We start from the raw sequence: 17,764 nt of genomic DNA on the forward strand, positions 1-17,764 counted from the left end.
TCATCGCGGCCAATCGGGCGTATGCCTCGTTGGAGGAAGAAGCCGAGCGAGCTGTAGCTTGGCTCGACGGCCTCACCAATGACGAGCGGTTGCGCCGCTGTGGTCTGAAGTCCTCTAAATTTCAATGGCTATCTACTTAGACAGCAACTGCTTCGGGTGCTAGACTCTGCGAAGGAACATATCGGTTAGAGGAACATGGCTAGTGGAGCCCTCATGACAAGAGAGCAGAGGCAAACGTCGAAGCGTCAGATACCTTCTCCTGTGCAGGCGCTCGTAGGTTGGTTGTGGCAGAGTCTCGCTATGCCTAACCAACGCTCGTTCATGGCCTGGATAGCGGGCCTGCTGTTCTTGCTCAGCGCGTGCTCGTCTGTGCCGAGCCCGGGTCCAGGCCCATCGCCCAGTGCGCGGGCAAACGGCGATGCTTGTGCGGTCCAGGGACAGACGCCGCCCAGCAGGAATATTGCCGCCAACTTTGCCACTGCGCTCGCCTTTGCGCCAGATGGTCGGCTCTTCTGGACGGAGCGGTCGGGGGCGCTCAAGGTGTGGCAGGACGGCGCCGCCCGTACATTTGCCACTGTGAAGACTGTCACAACGGAGCCAGACGGCAGCTATAGCGAGCGCGGCTTACTGGGGCTCGCTATCAGCCCAACCTTCAACCAGGACCGTTTCGTCTATGCCTTTTATTCGGACGTGAACTACACCAAGGAGCACGTCATTCGCTGGCGCGATTGCCGTGGAAGGGGCAGAGATCCCACCATCCTGGTGACGTTGCCGTCCGGGTCGGACTGCTGTCACAAGGGCGGCCGGCTTGCTTTCGGCGACGATGGCATGCTCTATGTGACCGTCGGAGACGAGCACTCGGCCTCGTCGGCGCAGGATACCGGAGACGTACGCGGCAAGATCCTGCGCTACCGCCCCGACGGCTCAGTACCATCGGACAATCCGTTCGGGGCGACCAACCCGGTCTGGGCTTATGGATTTCGCAATCCTTTTGGGATTGCGGTGTCCTCCTCTGGGCAGATTGCGGTTACCAGCAATGGTCCGACCGGCGACGCAGATGCACCATCCACCGGCTATGATATCCTTGTCCTGGACCTTGTGCGTGGCAGAGGCTATCAGTGGCCGGACTGTTACGGGTACAGCCATCCGCTGGCGACGGCCTCCTGCCCGGCTAGTCAGTCGCCGCCCGATTACAGTACAGAGCGCAATACCCTGGTTCCTACTGGCGCCGTCTTTATTGATGCGGCTGGGCCTTCCCAATTGGCTGGTCACCTGGTCTTTTGCACCCTCAATGGTGGGATGCGAATCGTCACACCGGGAAGCCCGCACGCCTCTGTCCGGCCTGGGCCTGATGGGTGCCGCCTGGACGTGAAGGAGGGACCAGACCACCTGGTGTATTTCTCGGACACCGGAACGATCTATCGAGTGAGCTAGTCGCCAGACCCCGCCTTTCCCTCCCCGCGGGAGCGCGGAGCGTGTGGACACGCCGCTGCCCCCGGTGGATGTGCCTCCGTTGGAGCAAGCCGTGGCCGCCGAGCCTACGCTGCATCCTTATCCCATTTCGGGAGACTATGTCGCCACGGCATTCAGGCTACGCAACAGAAGCGCAAAGGCGGTTCTCCCAAATCTGAGGTGTTGGCAAGCGAGGCGTGTTACTGGTAGCGCCGCCATCTTGGCGGCCAGCGTTGGCCTGCTGGTCCGCTGGCCTGAAGGGCGCACGCTCGCCAGGGCGCAGCGTTGGCCGCCAAGATGGCGGCGCTACCAGTGACCCCCGATAATTGGTGGAACTGCCGCGCGGCGCGACCTTCCGAGAGCACGCCCGGAGACTTGACCAGCGAGCAGACCTCGGCACGCTTTGACTTTTGGCCCAGCAATGGGCTATAGTTCTAGGAGAAGAAGACACGGTACAAGCTTCTCACGATACAAGCTGCTAAGGTACGATCTCTCGCGCCCTGATAGGCGCTGCTTTACCAGGAGGCCCAATATGGCCGATACCGCCAACGAAGTAGAACAAACCGGACAAACCATTGACATCAACCAGGATGCCGTCATTGACGCCCTGCGCGAATGCTATGACCCGGAGATTCCCGTCAACATCGTCGATCTTGGCCTGGTCTACGAAGTCAATATCGGTGTTGACAGTGTGGGCGTCGTCATGACCCTGACGGCTATGGGCTGCCCGGTGGCGGGTGAGGTCATGGCCGAGGTCGAGGCCCGGCTGCTGGAAGTGCCGGGCGTCAAGAAGGCCAAGGTCGAATTGACCTTCGACCCGCCCTGGACGCCTGATCGCATGTCTGAAGACGCCAGATGGGAACTGGGCATCGGTTAGGCAGTCAGCGGCCCCTTGCCCACAATCGCCTGCCCCGGCGGCAGCAGCCAGAGCGCCAGCGCCGCCGGGATGCGCGCCACCGTATCCTCTCCCTCCCCGGTGGGCAGGCGCAGTTCCTGGCGCGTAAAGAGCGTCCCGCCGCCAAAGACACGCCGCAGCGTGGCCGCGTCAAAGCCCTGAACGATATTCCCGTACTTTGACTCAAACGCCAGCCGCGCGCCTGTCGGGTCCAGCAGAAAATCCACTTCGCGCTCGGCGCTGGCCCGTTCAGAACGCCAGTAAAAGAGCGTGCGCGGCACATGAAAAGCTTCCATCAGGTCCAGTTCAGCCGCCCGAAAGAGCGCCAGCGCCAGCGCCGACTCAACCAGCGCCGACGGCTCAGGCAGGCGGGTGCTGTGGAGCATGGCGCGCGGCAACTGCATTAGCAGTGGATCAACCGGATAGAGCTTGATATTCTTCTTCGGAGCCACCGCGCCCTTGGAGAGATCGAAGAAGTGCAGGGTCAGCAGTTGGAAGGACTCGCCCAGCCGCCGCACATAATCTTCCACCGTATCCACCGCGTAGCCTAGATGCGTCGCCAGCCGGTTATAGCTGACCGACGACCCCAGATCAACGCTGGCCCGCTCGATCAGCCGCAGCGCCTTGAGTGGATCGCCGCGAAAGCGGCTGACATCCCCGGCCACCATATCCCAAAGCTGGCGCGATGTGCTTTCGCTCACCACGCCATCGGGCGTGGTCAGGTGATCGCGCACCGCCGCCGGGTAGCCGCCCACCTGAAGATACGTCTGCAACAAGTCATCCAGGCGCCCGACCAGGAACGCATTGCCCAAGAGCGCATCGGCTGCCGCGCCCGCTGGCCGCGCCAGATCAGCCGGAGTCAACACACGCGGCGGTGGCGACAGGTCGGGCGCGCAGGCCGAGGCAAACTCGCCAAAGGACAAGGGCAGCAGGATACGATCAAGATGCGCCTCCGCGCCGCGCCGACCAGGCAGCCGTTCGGCCCCGGCGCGAATATCCGAGGCAACCGAGCCGGTCAGCAGGAAAAATGCCTCGGCAGCCGTGGTATTATCGCGCAGCCACTTGATCGCCTGCTGCCAGCCGGGAACCGCGCTAATCTCATCGAGAATGAAGTAATAGGTGGGCAGGCCCATCGCTGGCGGCGGCGTGGCTCGCGCCGTTTGCATGCCTGTGCGAACGATGGCCTCCAGCGCGCCCGGCTCGCCTTCCAGATCGAGCGCGTAGTACATCACCCGCCGAGGCGCGATGCCTGCCTCCAGCAAGCGGCGCACCAGGAGCTTGGCCGCCGTCGTCTTGCCAACCTGGCGCGGTCCACGCAGCGTATAGACAAGCTGCGCGTCGGTGCGCAAACTTTCGACAATGGGCAAAGGCCGACGAAACGGCGAAGTCTCCAGCGCGCGCAGATGGCGATCACGGTTGATCGCAGTGGGATCGAGCCACCAGGGATTACTGACAGCAAGCCGATCAAGCATAACCTTGTACCCTCCCGCTTTCGATAAAATCAACAAAGTTACTCTTATCGTTACTACTCGATAAAATTGTACCATATTTGACGACTATACCGGAGGTAATCGCCTGGGAATATCGTATGCAAAAGCTGCTTCTGCCATTTGCTCTCAAGGATGCGCTTAAAGTTTGACAAAAAGGATTGACAGTAGCTCCAGGTTATGCCATCATTCTTGTGAATGAGATTCATTCACAAGAAGGCACAACAAGCCAGGCGGAAGACACTATGACAGCACCTGCACGCGACGACATACGCGACAAACGCGCGGCCATCATCGAGTCGGCGCGCACGCTCTTTGCGAAGCAGGGATACGAAGAAACAACCATTGCAGAGATCGCGCGCGCAGCCGGTGTGGCTGTCGGAACCGTTTATCTATATTTTGAGAATAAGCGCCAGATTCTGATAGAGGTGTCGGTTTCTCTGAACACAGCGATTGCAGCGGTAATGCAATCCTCTGAATTGCTGACCCTACCGATCCGCCAGGTTCCGCGCCTGCTCATCGAGGAGTCTTTTCGTACCTGTCATCAGAATCTCAGCGTCATGTCGCTTTTCCAGGTGAACGTGCCATCACCCGAAGAGATGTCACAGCTCAGGGTTGCTGACCAGCAGCTTGCAGACGCGCTGGATCAGTTCTTTCGGCAGACGATTGAACGCGGCTTACTCAAACCCTTTGATACGAGCAGCTACGCTCAGATGATCATTGCCCTGGTGAGCGCCGTCATGAAGCAGTGCTTTGGCATCGAGCATGGCAAACATGAGGAACTCTACCGCGAGCGGCTGATTGAATTGATCGAGCGGCTCTTTTTCGGCCCGCCCATCCAGGGAGAAGAAGAACAGGCTGGAGGAGCGAAAAATGATACGCAGTAATGTGCAACTCCTGCGCGCCCTCCATCGTAGAGGCAAAAGACTGGATAGGAGGTATCTTCTTTCCAGTGCAGTATTGTTCTTCCACCTCCTACCAGATGGGAAGAGAGCAATGAAAACCCACACGAAATATCTCACCTTCAACACAAAGCAGCGCCGCGAACTGCTGCACATCACACCGCAGGTAGCCGAGGCCGTGCGCGAAAGCGGCATCAAGGAAGGCTTTGTGCTGGTTTCGGCCATGCACATTACGGCAGGCGTCTTTGTCAACGACAACGAGCCTGGTCTGCACAGCGACATCATGGAGTGGCTGGAGCATCTGGCCCCGGCGAAGCCCGGCTATCGGCATCACCAGACCGGCGAAGACAACGCCGACGCGCACCTGAAATCGCTGCTGGTGCATCATGAAGTGATCGTACCCATTACAGCGGGGCAGCTTGATCTGGGAACCTGGCAGCGCATCTTCTACGCCGAATTTGACGGTCAGCGATCCAAGCGCGTCATCCTGAAAATTATGGGCGAATAAATCAGGGTCTGGTACTGCTGATTGGCGGAAAGTCCTTTGCACATGGTAGACTGTCTCTAACGAAGAACGCTCATCAGCAGAGTGCTGCCAGGCCCAGGCTGGCGCTGAACTGACTTTGGCGCTAGCTGCGGGGCCACCTGTAAGCCTATGGAGCATGTCATGCCAAGCCGAAATAACCCGCCGAAAAAGTCTCCGATCTTTGGCGAATCACACAGTCTGAGCGATGAAGAAGCGAGCTATGTTCAGGAAATGATTCAAGAAGCCCAGCAATCCTCACGCCAGCTTTCGATCCCCAAAGACGATCTGGACGCTGGCGCAACGACGACCTTGAACCCGGCAGCCGCGCAGATCATCAATGAGAGCAAAGTGCGCCCAATCTTGAGCCGCTTTAACCGCGATTTCCTCTACGGCCAGGGGCGCTTCGATGAGTATCAGGGCGGTTTGCTGCTGAAATGGGGCGATGGCTATTCCCGCAAGCATATCTGGGTGAGCGTCGAGGGCGAGAACCTGCTCTTCGAGAAGAGCCATTACAAGCCCTGCGATAAACCCTACTGCAACGGGACGCACCATATCCTCAGCCGCGATCTGTGGAGCAACACCGCCTTAATCAACCAGGAACTGGGGGATTGCTTCCGCCGCCCGGTCTATGAGACCAGCGACGACTGAAACCTTGCCTACTCCCTCGACATCAACGGGCCTGCGCCCGCTTTTCGGCAATCAGCTCGCGCAGCATATCGGGCTTCACCGGCGCCTGGGTGATATGGATACCCAGCGGCGACAGGGCATCCTCAATCGCCGAGACCAGCGCGGCAGGGGTGGGGATGGCCCCGGCCTCGCCCGCGCCTTTGATGCCCAGCGGGTTCAGCGGTGAAGGTGTCTCCACATGGTCGGTCTCGATATGGGGCACCTCTGTCGCGTAGGGGATCAGGAAGTCCATATAGGTGCCACTGCGCAACTGCCCTTCTTCATCGTAGTCCAGCTTCTCATAGAGCGCGCCGCCGACCCCCTGCGCCACGCCGCCATAGACCTGACCCTCCACCACCAGCGGATTGACCATCACGCCGCAATCGTGGACAACGGCGTACTTGAGAATCTTGACCATGCCGGTATCGGCGTCAACCTCGACGATGGCGGCATGGCAGCCGCTGGCAAAGGCCGCGTGCGGTGGGCTGTAGTAGCGAATGGCTTCCAGCCCCGGCTCCTTGCCTGGAACAAGCGCCGGTCCCTGGCGCGGCAGCGGCTCCGCTGGCAGTTTAGGGACTTCGCCATAGGCGTAGCGAATCGGGTTGGAGGCTACCGCCAGCGCCGCCAGCGAATACGATCTGCCAGGGGCGCCCTTCACCGAAACGACGCCGTTCTCGAACTCCAGTTCTTCCGGGCTGACCTCCAGCAGATCGGCGGCAAGCTGCGCGGCTTTCTCGCGCACCGCGCGCGCCGCCAGACCTACAGCATTGCCTGCAACAGTCAGCGCCCGGCTGGCATAGGTACCTGAACCCCAGCGGAACTGTGTCGAATCGCCGGTTGTGACCGTCACTTTCTCCAGGGGTACGCCCAGTTCACTCGCCGCAATCTGGGCGAAGGTGGTGTAGTGGCCCTGCCCCTGCGTTGAGGCGGCGGTGGACACGAAGACATGCCCGCGCACATCAACGCGCACCTGCGCCCCCTCATAGGGGCCAATGCCGGTGCCTTCTACATAATTTGCCAGGCCGATCCCCAGGTAGCGCCCCTGCGCCCGCGCCTGCTGCTTCTTAAAACTGTCCCAGCCGATCATGTTGAGCGCCCGCGCCTGGACCTCCGGGTAATTGCCGCTGTCGTAGGTGGTTGGGCCGCCATCCTGAAAGATCAGGCCCACGTCATGGGGGAACTCGTCCGGCTGGACAAAATTGCGCCGTCGAATCTCGGCGCGGTCCAGGCCGATTTCGTGGGCCGCTTTATCCAGCAGGCGCTCCATTGCAAAGACGCCGTGTGGTCGGCCCGCGCCGCGATAGGGGCTGACCGGCACTTTATTGGTATAGGCGACGGTAAACTCCACGCGATAATTGGGGACTTTATAATTATTGGGTACCTGCGTTGCCGTAATCAGCGGCGTGATGATGCCATAGGGGCTAAACGCGCCGGTATCGTGCAGAAAGGTATCGCGGACACCCAGGATACGCCCATCCTTATCAAAGGCGATCTCAATATCATGAATCTGCTCGCGCTCGTGGTTAGTCGAAATAAAATGCTCGATGCGGTCCTCGATCCACTTGACCGGACGATTCAGACGCATCGCGGCCATCGGCGCGAGAATCTCTTCGGGATAGAACATCATGATTTTCGGCCCGAAGCCGCCGCCCACATCGGGGGCCATCACGCGCACCTTATGCTCTGGCAGATGGAAGAGCATCGCCAGCCCGTTCTTGATGGGAATCGGTCCCTGAGTGGAAATCCAGCAGGTCAGGGTTTCTGCCGCGTCGTCCCACTCGGCCACGATGCCGCGCGTCTCCATCGGGTGGGCAGCGCCCCGGTCCATGCGGATGCGGTCTTTGACGATATAGGCCGCCCGCGCAAAAGCGGCATCGGGATCGCCCACCGTCTGCACCAGATGCGCGGCGATATTGCGCGGCACATCCGCATGCGCCAGCGGCGTATCTTCGCGGATGGCTGCATCAAGCGCAGCGACGACGGGCAGCGGATCATATTCGATCTCGATCAGTTCCAGCGCGTCTTCAGCGATATAGCGGTTTCTGGCGACGACAAAAGCCACCGCTTCGCCAACATAGCGCACCTCATCATCGGCCAGCGCGCGCTGGGTGCGCGGCTGGGTGAGCGCCGGATGGGGAATGAGCAGCGGCAGCGAGCCGCCTGCTGGCCCCAGATCATCCGCCGTCAGCACCAGTTGCACGCCAGGCAGCCCTCGCGCCTTGCTGACATCCAGTCGTTTGATGCGGGCGTGGGCATGCTGGCTGCGCAAGACCGCGCCATGCAGCATCCCAGGCCGGTGAATATCGTCAACGAACTGGCCCTGGCCCTTCAACAGCCGGGGGTCTTCGAGCCGCTTGATGGGTTCACCGAGCAATTTTGTCGTCATCGTTTTCCCTTATTTCTTCATTGTTTGCGCGGCCTGGCGCACAGCGCGCACAATGCCCTGGTAGCCCGTACAGCGGCAGAGATTTCCGGCAATCGCTACGCGAATCTCCTCATCGGTCATACGCAGCGCAGAATGTTCTTTCAGGAAGGCATAGGTTGCCATCAAAAAGCCTGGCGTGCAGAAGCCGCATTGCAGCCCGTGACAATCCAGAAACGCTTGCTGGATGGGGTGCAGCGAGCCATCTTCGTTCGCCAATCCCTCGACGGTGACGATGCGCGACCCCCTGGCCTGCACCGCCAGCATCAAGCAGGAGCGGATAGGCACCCCGTTATATAAAATGGTACAGCAGCCGCAGACGCCATGTTCGCAGCCCACATGGGTACCCGTCAGCCCCAGTTCATGCCGCAAAAAATCGCTCAAGAGCATGCGCGGCTCGGCCTTGGCGGCAACGCGCTTGCCATTCACGTTCAGATGCAGCGTCCTGGCTCGCGTTGCCCTGGTTTTTGGCTCAATCATAGCTGGCTCCTTCGGCGCGCCCGCCCCCAGGCGATGCCGAGCGCCCGGCGCGTCAGCACACCTGCCACTTGTTTCCGGTATTCCGGCGAGCCGTGAATATCGCCCACCGGCTCCAGGGATGCCATCGCGGCAGCGGCTGCCGCCTCAATCGCCTGCCCATCCATTTGATAGCCCACCAGACAGGCTTCTGCCTGCGCCGAGCGCACCTGTGTTTCGCCCGCGCCCAGCAAGGCCACCGCAGCCCTGGTACATATGCCCTGCTGGTCAATCGTCAGGCAGGCAGCGACGCCGACCAGCGCAAAATCGCCGTGTCGTCTGGTCACTTCCAGAAAGGCTGTTCCCGTCCCCGGCGGCAGGAAGGGAAACCAGGCTTCGGTCAGCAGTTCATCTGGCTGAAGGGATGTGAGCAGCGGCCCCACAAAAAGCTCAGCGGCAGGAATACGGCGTGTCCCGCTGGGGCCGGTGGCATGTACCCAGCCATCCAGGGCCAGCAGCACCGCCGGAAGCTCTGCTGCGGGATCGGCGTGGGCGAGGCTGCCGCCAACACTTCCCCGCGAGCGAATGGGCGGATGCCCCACAAAAAGAATCGCCTCGGCCAGCAGCGGGGAGCGTTTCTTGACCACCCGCGAACGCTCGATAGCGCGCTGACGGGTCAGCGCGCCAATCATCAGGCCAGCTTCGGCTTCTTTAATATAGGCCAGCTCTTTCACCCGGTTAATATCAATGATCGCCTCTGGTTTTGCCAGGCGCATATTCATCATGGGAACCAGGCTCTGCCCTCCCGCCAGCACTTTTGCTCCCCACCTCAACTCTCCCAGGAGTTCCAGAGCCTCGGCTTTCGTCGTCGGCTCATAATAGGCAAATGCTGCTGGTTTCACTGGTCTTCCGGCCCTCCCTTCCTGCAAGCCGCAAATGATTCATGAGCCGACGCCTGGGCATGGCCCCACGTTGGGACGGCCCGCCATGCCCAATCGCCAGCCACTTCACACGATCAGGGCATCAGAGCATCAGCTTGATGCCACGCCACCCTCTGCCGCCGCGCCGCCAGGTGTTCCTACTGCCGCCTCCGCTGGCTTCTCAGCCTGTTCTTTGGGGTCGCGCAGCACCTGATAGAGAATAATGGTGGCGAAAGTCGCCAGGGGAATAGCCACCAGATCGAAGTCTCCGATGTGCAGCACATAGCCGCCGGTCGCCAGAATCAAGCCGACGCCTGCCGTCATGAGGTTGCGCGACTTGCCAAAATCCACTTTGCTTTCCACCCAGATACGTCCACCCGTTGCGGCAATCAAGCCGAACAGCACAATGGACAACCCGGTGAGAACGCCTTGCGCCTGACCCGGAATGATCCCGATCAAAGCGCCAAACTTGGGACACAGCCCCAGCAGAATCGCCACGAAGGCGGCAATGATAAAGATCACTGTCGAGTAGACGCGCGTCATCGCCATCACGCCGATATTTTCAGCATAGGTGGTGACGCCCGTTCCGCCGCCGAAGCCAGAAACAATCGTCGCCACGGCATCACCCAGGAAGCCGCGCCCCAGGTATTTATCCAGGTTGCGCCCGGTAATCGTACCCACCGCCTTGATATGGCCGGTGTTCTCTGCCACCAGCACAATGGCAATGGGCGCAATCAAGAGCATGGCCGACCCATTGAATGTCGGACCAGTAAACTTGGGCAGCCCAAACCAATCAGCCTGGCCCACCGAAGAAAAATCAATATGCTTCAGCGGGATAGCGACGATATAGCCAACAATGCCACCAATCAGAATCGGCAAGCGGCGCAAGAACCCCGGCAGATAGACCGCCGAGAGGACCGCCGCTGCTATGGTGATGATGGCGATCCAGACATCGTTCGTTGAAGCGCCAGGGGAAGTGATATAGGCGACGCCAGCCGTCGCCAGGTTCAGGCCGATAATCATCACGACGGTGCCGGTCACGGCTGGGGGCATCAAGATGTCGATCCAGCGCGTTCCAGCAACTATCGTAATCAGGCCAATGATCGCGTACACCACCCCACAGATAATGATACCGCCCAGAGCCGCTGAAATGCCGCCATATTGAGCCTCGGCTGTCAGCACCACGGCAATGAAGGAAAAGCTGGACCCGACATAGCTCGGAACGTTTCCTCCCACAATCAGGAAAAAGATCAGCGTGCCGATGCCCGAAAAGAAGATTGCCGTATTGGGAGGAAAACCCATGATGAGAGGCGCGACCACCGTTGCGCCAAACATGGCGAGCACGTGCTGGAGGCCCAGCGCAATGCTGCTGCCCCAGGGTAATCGCTCGTTTGGCGCAATCACGCCTTCGCGTTTCTCCGTCCATGTGAACATGCCCTTGACGGAAATCGCCATAGCTTGCTCCTTTCGTGCTGGCTCCCGAATATATCTCGCTAGCGCGGAGGCCGTATCCGCGCCTTCTGCGGCGCCCGCAGTCTTGGCAGCTTCGCTGCCTCGCGCGGGCGCGCGAGCGTGAGCCGCCTATGCCTGCACAAAAGCCACCACGCGGCAGAACGCCGCCTCCCCACCGGCAAAGCGCCAGGGGAAGCACCCGATCCAGAGCCGTTGATCGAGGACATCATCAATCTGGCCGCCGACGTTTTCGGCGTGAAAGACGTTATGAGGGAAGAGATGATAGTGCATGACCTGATAATCGCGCACTGGAAAAATGTCGTCCAGTTTGCGGCCAAGCGCCTGTTCGGCCTCTTCGGCCAGATCAGGCCGCACCTTGCGAATGACGGTGTTCATGGGATGATCGGCGGAGCCAGCATCAACGGCCAGCCAGGAGATGCCGCGCTCCAGCACCCAATCGGCAAAGGCGCGGGTTGGGCCTGGGTGTTTGATAAAATAGCGGGTCTCATCGTACTGGCTCTCGCCGTACCAGTTGCTGGGATAATATTTGTGGTAGCCGGTGTGAATGACCAGAATATCGCCGCGCTCGATGCGAATGCCAGTCTTGCGCTCCCATTCCTCGAAATGAGTCGGCCCATAGAGTTGATAATCGCCAATGCCCAGCTTTTCCAGGTCAACCACCACCGCCGGACCAAACAACGTATCAATGGGGATGCTGGCAATATCCTGGCCGTTGGTGACAAAGTGCATGGGGGCGTCCAGATGGGTGCCTACATGCAGGGTGGAGGCGATATGCTGGCCGCCGACTTTATCGAAGGCCACCCGTTTAATCCACTTAATCGTCGGGCCTTCATAGGTGGCAAACCCTGGCGTGTGCATATCCCAGTTCTGGGAGAGATCAATGACCCGCGCATGGGAGAGATCAACGGGTATCATCGCGGTTCGTTCCTTCCTCTATCGGCGTTCTGGCTAGATGAGGGCGTCTCTGCCCATCAGAGCACATATACAAGACAAGAGGCGTGGGTTTCAGGAAGCTTTATTAGAAGAGAGAAGGCGCTACAGGCCAGACGCTTGCAGATACTATAGGCACTGTAGCAGATAGCGAGCGAGTGCGCAAGGCTATATCTTGCCAAAAGAGGCTGCGCAGCTTTATCTTTATTCAACAGAACAGGCGCGGCTTTTGATCAGCCGCGCCTGAGAGGTACTTAGGCGGCTGCGAGGCCAAGCACGCCCAGGAAGAGCTTAAATGCGCTTGCCATCAATTCTTTATTGGTGAGCGTTGATTGAATGACCTCCGACCATTCTACGTGCGCCAGCGTCTCTTGAACGCCGCCCACAGCATGGCCCACGCGCTGGCGCAGCATAAATCCCAGCCCAAGCTCGCCCTTGAGGGCTTGATAGCGCCTGTGGGGATCAGGCTCGCGCATGTGGGTATTGGTTTTGGTAAAGAGCGCCTCAAAAAAGCTGGTGAGGTGCTGGTCATCCCAATCGGGCAGGCGCTGAATCAGCCGCTGGTTTGAGTTGAGATCGGTCATCAAGACCAGGCAGGGCAGTTTATCATAGGCAACGTGGATTTGCTGCGCCAGCCCATAGACATCAGCCGCCACCTGTTCAGGGCTGTAGCGATACTCTTTCCAGGCTTGATTGGCTTTGTCCTCATCGCCCACCAGATTCGTCAAAAAATTGCGCATCTCTTTGGTGGGATGCTCTGGCACCAGGGTGGTTATGAGCAGGCAGGCGGAGCCGCTCATCGTATGAATGGCTTCCCAGGAGCTTCGCAGATAGCGGTTCAGTTGACTATCGCCCGCACTAGGCAGCAGCAAGCCATAAAAAGGATAGGTCTGCTCTTGATCCAGGAACTCTTGTATGCTCATGCCGCGCCCGATATGCGCTATATGGCGTACTGGCCCCCGGGGTTCCTCCGGTTCCGGTTGGAGCTTCGTAAAATCGATCCCACGCGACGACATGTTGCCCTCCTCGCGCAAATTGGTGTACTATACGTTTCAGGAGACCTGTTTTCACCAACTGCTCCCAGTATAACAGGGAGCGGATATTCTCACAACCGGGTTGCGTCTCACCACAACCGCAGTGCTGGCACTGGCGCGAGCGGCGGCCCATTCGACGCCAGTTGTCCGGCAGCGTGTATAGGGCATCTTTCAAGCAGCCGTCTGCTGAGCCTCGGAGGACTATCATGGCAAACGTCGCCCCACAGTCGTCGCACGCAGCGCCCCAGGATGCCGAGCCGGAAGAACCTGCCGATAACAGCTTTTACAGCATGCTCTCTATCGCCTTCCTGGTTGGCATAGTCTTTCTCTTTGGCCTCTTCACCTTGATGCTGATCCTGCTCGCTGGCGCGAAGTGAATGGCTGATACTGGCCCGGACTATCCCCCAAAGAACAGCTTGAGCCAATCCGTCCAGAAGCCAAACCAGTCTGATGAGGGCGGCGCGGTTTGCTTTGGCGACGCTGGCGCTGGTGTCGTTGTGACGATAACCACCGGCTGATCGCCAGGAAAGATAAAGCCCAGCTTGCGCGCCTCCGCTTCAATAGTTGACGGCTGCTGAAGCTGCTGAATCGTGTTGGCAAGCGCCTGATTCTGCGCCTGCAATTGATCGGCGGCCTGCTGGTTGGCAGCCACCTGCTGATTGAGGCGATGGACGGTCCAGGCTTCGCCAATGGTTGCCAGAATCAGCAAGCCACAGATCGCCGCCGTACCCCAGAGAATCAGGCGCGCCAGCAGCGAGGGTCTCGGCTCCTGCGGGAGCGGCGGCAGACCGGCCAGTTCCTCGCGTCTCGCGGCGGCGCGTCTGCCCTCTGGCCTCTCTGCCAGCAAACGCCCTTCCAGGCCGCCAGAGTTTCTGGTTGGCGCTGGCTGCTTCTCGGCGTCCAGGCGGTCCGCTTTGCGCTTTGTCTCCGCTGGCGCGGCGCTGCCAGCCTTCCTGGCCGCCGCTGTCGAAGACAACCGCGCTTGCGATGGCGGCGCAGGCGGTTTAGCCGCCGCAGATTTTCCCCTGGCGGCGGCCTGCGCCCGATCTCCAGTTTGGCGACTGGCTGCTTCGTCGCTTTCACCAGCCGGGCGAGACGAGCGGCCCGAAGCGGGCTGCTGGCTCTGGCGCTGCTGCATGCGCCGCCGACGCGCCTCCTGGCGCTCCAGAAAATCTTGCTGGTCACTGCTCATAGCGCCCTTCTCCTTATAGCGGGTCGAGGTAGCGGGTCCAGTCCAGCCAGGGGACATGCAAGCGAATATGCAGCGGGGAACGCGCCGCCTGCCAGAACTCAGCTTCCTCCACGCAAAAACCAGGCCACTCGCTATTCCTGGCGCGTCCCGCGCGCCCCAGCATCCGGGGCATCGCTCCTGACCTCATTCTGAACGCTTCCGCCGGTCAGCGTTGGCATCTCATCTATCGGCTGATCGTCCGCAGCAGGCGCTTCCGCGCCCGGCTTCGTGCGTGAGCGTTTCGGTTTTCCTCTGGTCGGCGCTTTCTTCTCAAGCGTTGTCGTGATCTCGTCGCTGCTGGCTGCGCTCTGCTGCTCGGCGGCTGGAGCCTGCGTCTGTACCTCCTGGGCAGTCTGTTCGGTACGGTCTTCAGCGCGCGGCTGCGCGCTTGCCACCAGGCGTTCGCGCAAAATCTCTTTGAGGCGGCGTATCTCTTCCCCAACCGACTCATCAGGCTGCATCAAGACAACGGTATTGAGAGAGGGAGGCGGCTCCCCACCTGTGGTTCCTACCGGCGAGGAGGCCGCCCGCGCCTGAGCAGATGCATCCGCTCCCTGGAAGTCGCTTTCCTCGCCACTGACCGCCGCCAGCAGGGCGTAAGCGTCCTGATCGCGCCCCGCCCGATGATAGAGCGCGGCCAGCACGTAGCTGGTCAAGGGCGCTCGCTCGATCTCCAGCGCGGCCTCGAAATCCTGCTGGGCCTGTTCCAGTTGGCCGCGCTCTTCGTAGATTTGCCCGCGCTCCAGCAGCGCCCGCAGCCGCTCAGGGGCGCCGGGCTTCGCTCCGGCCAGACAGGTATCCAGGGCGTTCAGCGCCGCCCGCAGGTTCTGCGGTCCCTGCGCGTGGAGCGCGCATCCGAGGTAGAGGAAGGCCCGGCTATCGCGCTCTCCCTCTTTGCTTGCCAGGTAATCTTTCAGCCGCTCAGTCGCCTGAGCATAGCGTCCCATGTGATACAGGGCGCAAGCGGCAAAGAAGCGCGCATCTACATACCGGCGCACGACCTGATCGAGCGCGGCAAACGCTTCGTCAAAGCGCCCCTGCTCAAAAGCTGCGCGACCTTTGACGCGCAGCAGAACGTCACGCTCTGGATAGAGCCGGGGATAATGGGTCACACGTATCTGAGCAACGGCGGGGTTGCCTATCAACTGCAAGGTCTGATCGGCCATTGCCAGGGCCGGGGTCATCTCACCACGTACCATCAAGACGTGCGCGCAGAGCGTGGCCGCCGGGATATGCTGCGCTATCAGGCGCAGCACCTCTTGAGCCGAGTTGAGCGCCGCATCCATATTGCCCTGTTCCAGAGAGGTCAGGGCCAGCCCATACCACGCCTGCGCGCTCTGCCGATCCACACTCAACGCGCGCCGGAACCAGAGATCGGCCTGGGATGGCTGCTGAGCTTCAAAGAGTTCCGCCATGCCCGCCGCGATATAGATAGGCGCGGCTGTCGGCAGTTGCAGCTTCGCCTGCATCTCCTCTTCCAACAGGGCGCGCTCGATAATCGAGCGCGCCCGCCTCCAACGCTCCGCGTTCACCGTCTGAGCAGGGATCGTCGTGGTTGTCGAGAGCAGCGGCGTCTGCAAGACATCGAGCAGCGTCTCAGCATACGTGCGCACGACCAGGAACCAGCCCAATTCTTTCTCGGTCACTTCCTCCAGCAGCGCCAGCGCCTCGCTGCTCTGCTGCTCGCGCGCATACGCCACCGCGCGATAGAACGGCAAGGCCCGGTCATCGCGGCGTTGGGACGCGGCGACCTCCAGGTGCGCGCGAGCGAGCGCGGCGTCCCCTACAGCCAGCCGACACAATCCGGCATTTATCCGCGCCCAGGGGAGCGTTCCGTCAAGCTGGACGACGGCTTCGTTCAACGCCAGCAGCAGACGCAGATCGTGGCGGGCCGCCAGTTCCGGCAGAAAGGTATCTGAGCGCCAGGGCGCGGCTTTTTCGCTGTTGGCTCCGCTGCCCGCTTCTTCAGCCTTCACCGGCTGCGCGTTGGCCGGGGGAACAGGCGCCAACCCGCAGACGCGCCGCTCCAGCGCGCTCACGACCAGCCCCAGGCGCACATTGGTCTTGACCGCGGCGCTGAGGGGCGTTTTCTGGTGAAGCTGGCGCTGCGCCGCCGACCAGGCGCGGCAGTAGCTGAGCAGGAAATGCCCATAGCGCGCGCGATCCTGGAGCAGTGACTCTGGCACATAATCCGACGCCAGCAGCCAGCCCAGCCCCAACCACTCGCCCCGCTTGAGATCGCGTAGTTCGACAGCGCCAACAAGGTAGAGCGTTGCTTCTTTGACCCCTTCGCCGCCAGGCTCCAGCGATGCCTGCGCCAGCACCAGCCGCGCCTCGGCCACCGCTTCGGCTGCTGCAACAGCGCCCTGTTGCAGCAGCCGCTCTTTGCCCAGCACATCGGCCAGGTCGGCGAGCCGCTGATAGAGGCCCAACCCCTCTAGCCGCAGTTCACCGTCAACCGCATCCACCCACTTGCGCCCTAGCTTTGCCAGTTCCTGGCAATAAGTTGGCAAGGAGCGCCGGTTCAGGCGGCGCAGCGCGCTATTCACGATGAGAAAGGCCAGGATCGCAAAGCCCCAGCAGCACAAAAAAGGCAGGATGAGCGGCCATCTGTCGAGATACCAACCCAGCCGGACCATTACGAGGATAGCGGCAACCGCCAGGATTTGGAAGGGGATCAGCAGCCAGATGCGCCCGTTCATCCGGCCATAGGCCGTACAGATCCGCTCTTCCAGCGGCGCCAGCAAGCCGATAACGGGCGTTTCATATGGCCCGCGCAGCCGCGCCTGGCCGCGCGCCAGCCGCTGGGCCGCATTTCCAGAGGCATCGTAGAAAAGCGCCAGCAAGCCCGCCAGCGCCGCAGCCAGCACGACGCCTCTGGGGGTATATTGCGCCGTCAGGTCTGCCTGAGTAAAGCTATCCCGCTGGGCCACCACCCAGACTATCGCCATGATCGCCTGGAAAAGTGCGATACAGTTGGCGGCGACATACAGGCGAAACCAGGCGGGCGCTCGCCCTTCTCCATCATCGCCGGGCGGTGGTCTGCGAGCCAGGAGCATCAGGAGCGCAATGCCCAGGACCGCTCCCACGACAAGCGCAGCCGTCCAGGTCAGGGCCAGCACGATCTGGCCTTCAGTCGTTTGGGGAAAGGTCAGGTCGAGCGCCTCGGCGCTGGCAAGCATATCTCTCATCGGCATACCTGCATTTCCGTTCTGAATACCTGAAGCTCCAGGCAAGCTACCCCCTCATGTTGACTCATCCCCAGGAGAGTATACGGGTGGGCTGTCTCATCTGTCAAGCAGCCTATTTTTTCTGAGAGGCTGGCTGGGACTATTGGGGGATTGATGCGCGGTTATTCCGCATTTCCGCT

The 17,764-nt window shown here is 60.8% G+C and carries 15 protein-coding genes; 6 read left to right on the forward strand and 9 right to left on the reverse strand.

What is annotated here, in order from left to right; all coding sequences use genetic code 11:
* Positions 1-300: 300 nt before the first annotated feature.
* Both VH599_19215 and VH599_19220 read left to right on the forward strand, forming a co-directional pair.
* Positions 301-1,434, forward strand: coding sequence for a PQQ-dependent sugar dehydrogenase (locus VH599_19215; protein HEY7350451.1), 1,134 nt, complete (start codon positions 301-303; stop codon positions 1,432-1,434).
* A gap of 550 nt (positions 1,435-1,984) precedes the next feature.
* Positions 1,985-2,329, forward strand: a complete 345-nt coding sequence (locus tag VH599_19220) for an iron-sulfur cluster assembly protein (protein HEY7350452.1) — start codon at positions 1,985-1,987, stop codon at positions 2,327-2,329.
* Here the strand turns inward: VH599_19220 and VH599_19225 are convergent.
* Positions 2,326-3,819 carry an ATP-binding protein gene (locus tag VH599_19225; GenBank protein ID HEY7350453.1) on the reverse strand — a complete coding sequence of 498 codons (1,494 nt, stop codon included), beginning with the start codon at positions 3,817-3,819 and terminating at the stop codon, positions 2,326-2,328. The two genes, VH599_19220 and VH599_19225, sit on opposite strands and share 4 nt — an antisense overlap.
* Before the next feature lie 260 nt (positions 3,820-4,079).
* Between VH599_19225 and VH599_19230 the strand changes: the two genes are divergently transcribed.
* From VH599_19230 to VH599_19240, 3 genes are all read left to right on the forward strand, one after another.
* Positions 4,080-4,721, forward strand: coding sequence for a TetR/AcrR family transcriptional regulator (locus VH599_19230; GenBank protein HEY7350454.1), 642 nt, complete (start codon positions 4,080-4,082; stop codon positions 4,719-4,721).
* 109 nt (positions 4,722-4,830) lie between these two features.
* Positions 4,831-5,244, forward strand: a complete 414-nt coding sequence (locus VH599_19235) for a secondary thiamine-phosphate synthase enzyme YjbQ (GenBank protein ID HEY7350455.1) — start codon at positions 4,831-4,833, stop codon at positions 5,242-5,244.
* A 159-nt stretch (positions 5,245-5,403) separates the two neighbouring features.
* On the forward strand, positions 5,404-5,910 hold the full coding sequence (locus VH599_19240) for a hypothetical protein (GenBank protein HEY7350456.1): 507 nt from the start codon (positions 5,404-5,406) through the stop codon (positions 5,908-5,910).
* 22 nt (positions 5,911-5,932) lie between these two features.
* Here VH599_19240 and cutA read toward each other — a convergent pair whose 3' ends face one another.
* The 6 genes from cutA to VH599_19270 form a co-directional block, all read right to left on the reverse strand.
* Positions 5,933-8,314, reverse strand: a complete 2,382-nt coding sequence (gene cutA, locus VH599_19245) for an aerobic carbon-monoxide dehydrogenase large subunit (protein ID HEY7350457.1) — start codon at positions 8,312-8,314, stop codon at positions 5,933-5,935.
* A gap of 9 nt (positions 8,315-8,323) precedes the next feature.
* On the reverse strand, positions 8,324-8,830 hold the full coding sequence (locus VH599_19250) for a (2Fe-2S)-binding protein (GenBank protein ID HEY7350458.1): 507 nt from the start codon (positions 8,828-8,830) through the stop codon (positions 8,324-8,326).
* Positions 8,827-9,708 (reverse strand): xanthine dehydrogenase family protein subunit M, encoded by an 882-nt coding sequence (locus VH599_19255; protein ID HEY7350459.1) that lies wholly within the window; start codon positions 9,706-9,708, stop codon positions 8,827-8,829. The genes VH599_19250 and VH599_19255 overlap by 4 nt, the downstream gene beginning before the upstream one ends.
* Before the next feature lie 129 nt (positions 9,709-9,837).
* Positions 9,838-11,181, reverse strand: a complete 1,344-nt coding sequence (locus VH599_19260; GenBank protein HEY7350460.1) for a solute carrier family 23 protein — start codon at positions 11,179-11,181, stop codon at positions 9,838-9,840.
* Positions 11,182-11,307: 126 nt separating this feature from the next.
* Positions 11,308-12,114 (reverse strand): cyclase family protein, encoded by an 807-nt coding sequence (locus VH599_19265; protein HEY7350461.1) that lies wholly within the window; start codon positions 12,112-12,114, stop codon positions 11,308-11,310.
* Between the two features lie 269 nt (positions 12,115-12,383).
* A complete protein-coding gene (locus tag VH599_19270; protein HEY7350462.1) occupies positions 12,384-13,145 on the reverse strand; it encodes a hypothetical protein in 762 nt (253 codons plus the stop codon).
* Positions 13,146-13,369: 224 nt separating this feature from the next.
* Here VH599_19270 and VH599_19275 point away from each other — a divergent pair, with 224 nt between their 5' ends.
* A complete protein-coding gene (locus tag VH599_19275) occupies positions 13,370-13,540 on the forward strand; it encodes a hypothetical protein (protein ID HEY7350463.1) in 171 nt (56 codons plus the stop codon).
* Positions 13,541-13,560: 20 nt separating this feature from the next.
* Here the strand turns inward: VH599_19275 and VH599_19280 are convergent, their stop codons facing one another.
* Together VH599_19280 and VH599_19285 are read right to left on the reverse strand one after the other, a co-directional pair.
* Positions 13,561-14,355: a septum formation initiator family protein gene (locus tag VH599_19280; GenBank protein HEY7350464.1), complete on the reverse strand. Its 795-nt coding sequence runs from the start codon at positions 14,353-14,355 to the stop codon at positions 13,561-13,563.
* A gap of 131 nt (positions 14,356-14,486) precedes the next feature.
* Complete coding sequence (locus tag VH599_19285; protein ID HEY7350465.1) at positions 14,487-17,591, reverse strand: hypothetical protein; 3,105 nt, start codon at positions 17,589-17,591, stop codon at positions 14,487-14,489.
* Between the last annotated feature and the right edge of the window lie 173 nt (positions 17,592-17,764).

The sequence above is a fragment of the Ktedonobacterales bacterium genome (genome assembly GCA_036557285.1).
Classification (GTDB): Bacteria; Chloroflexota; Ktedonobacteria; order Ktedonobacterales; family DATBGS01; genus DATBHW01.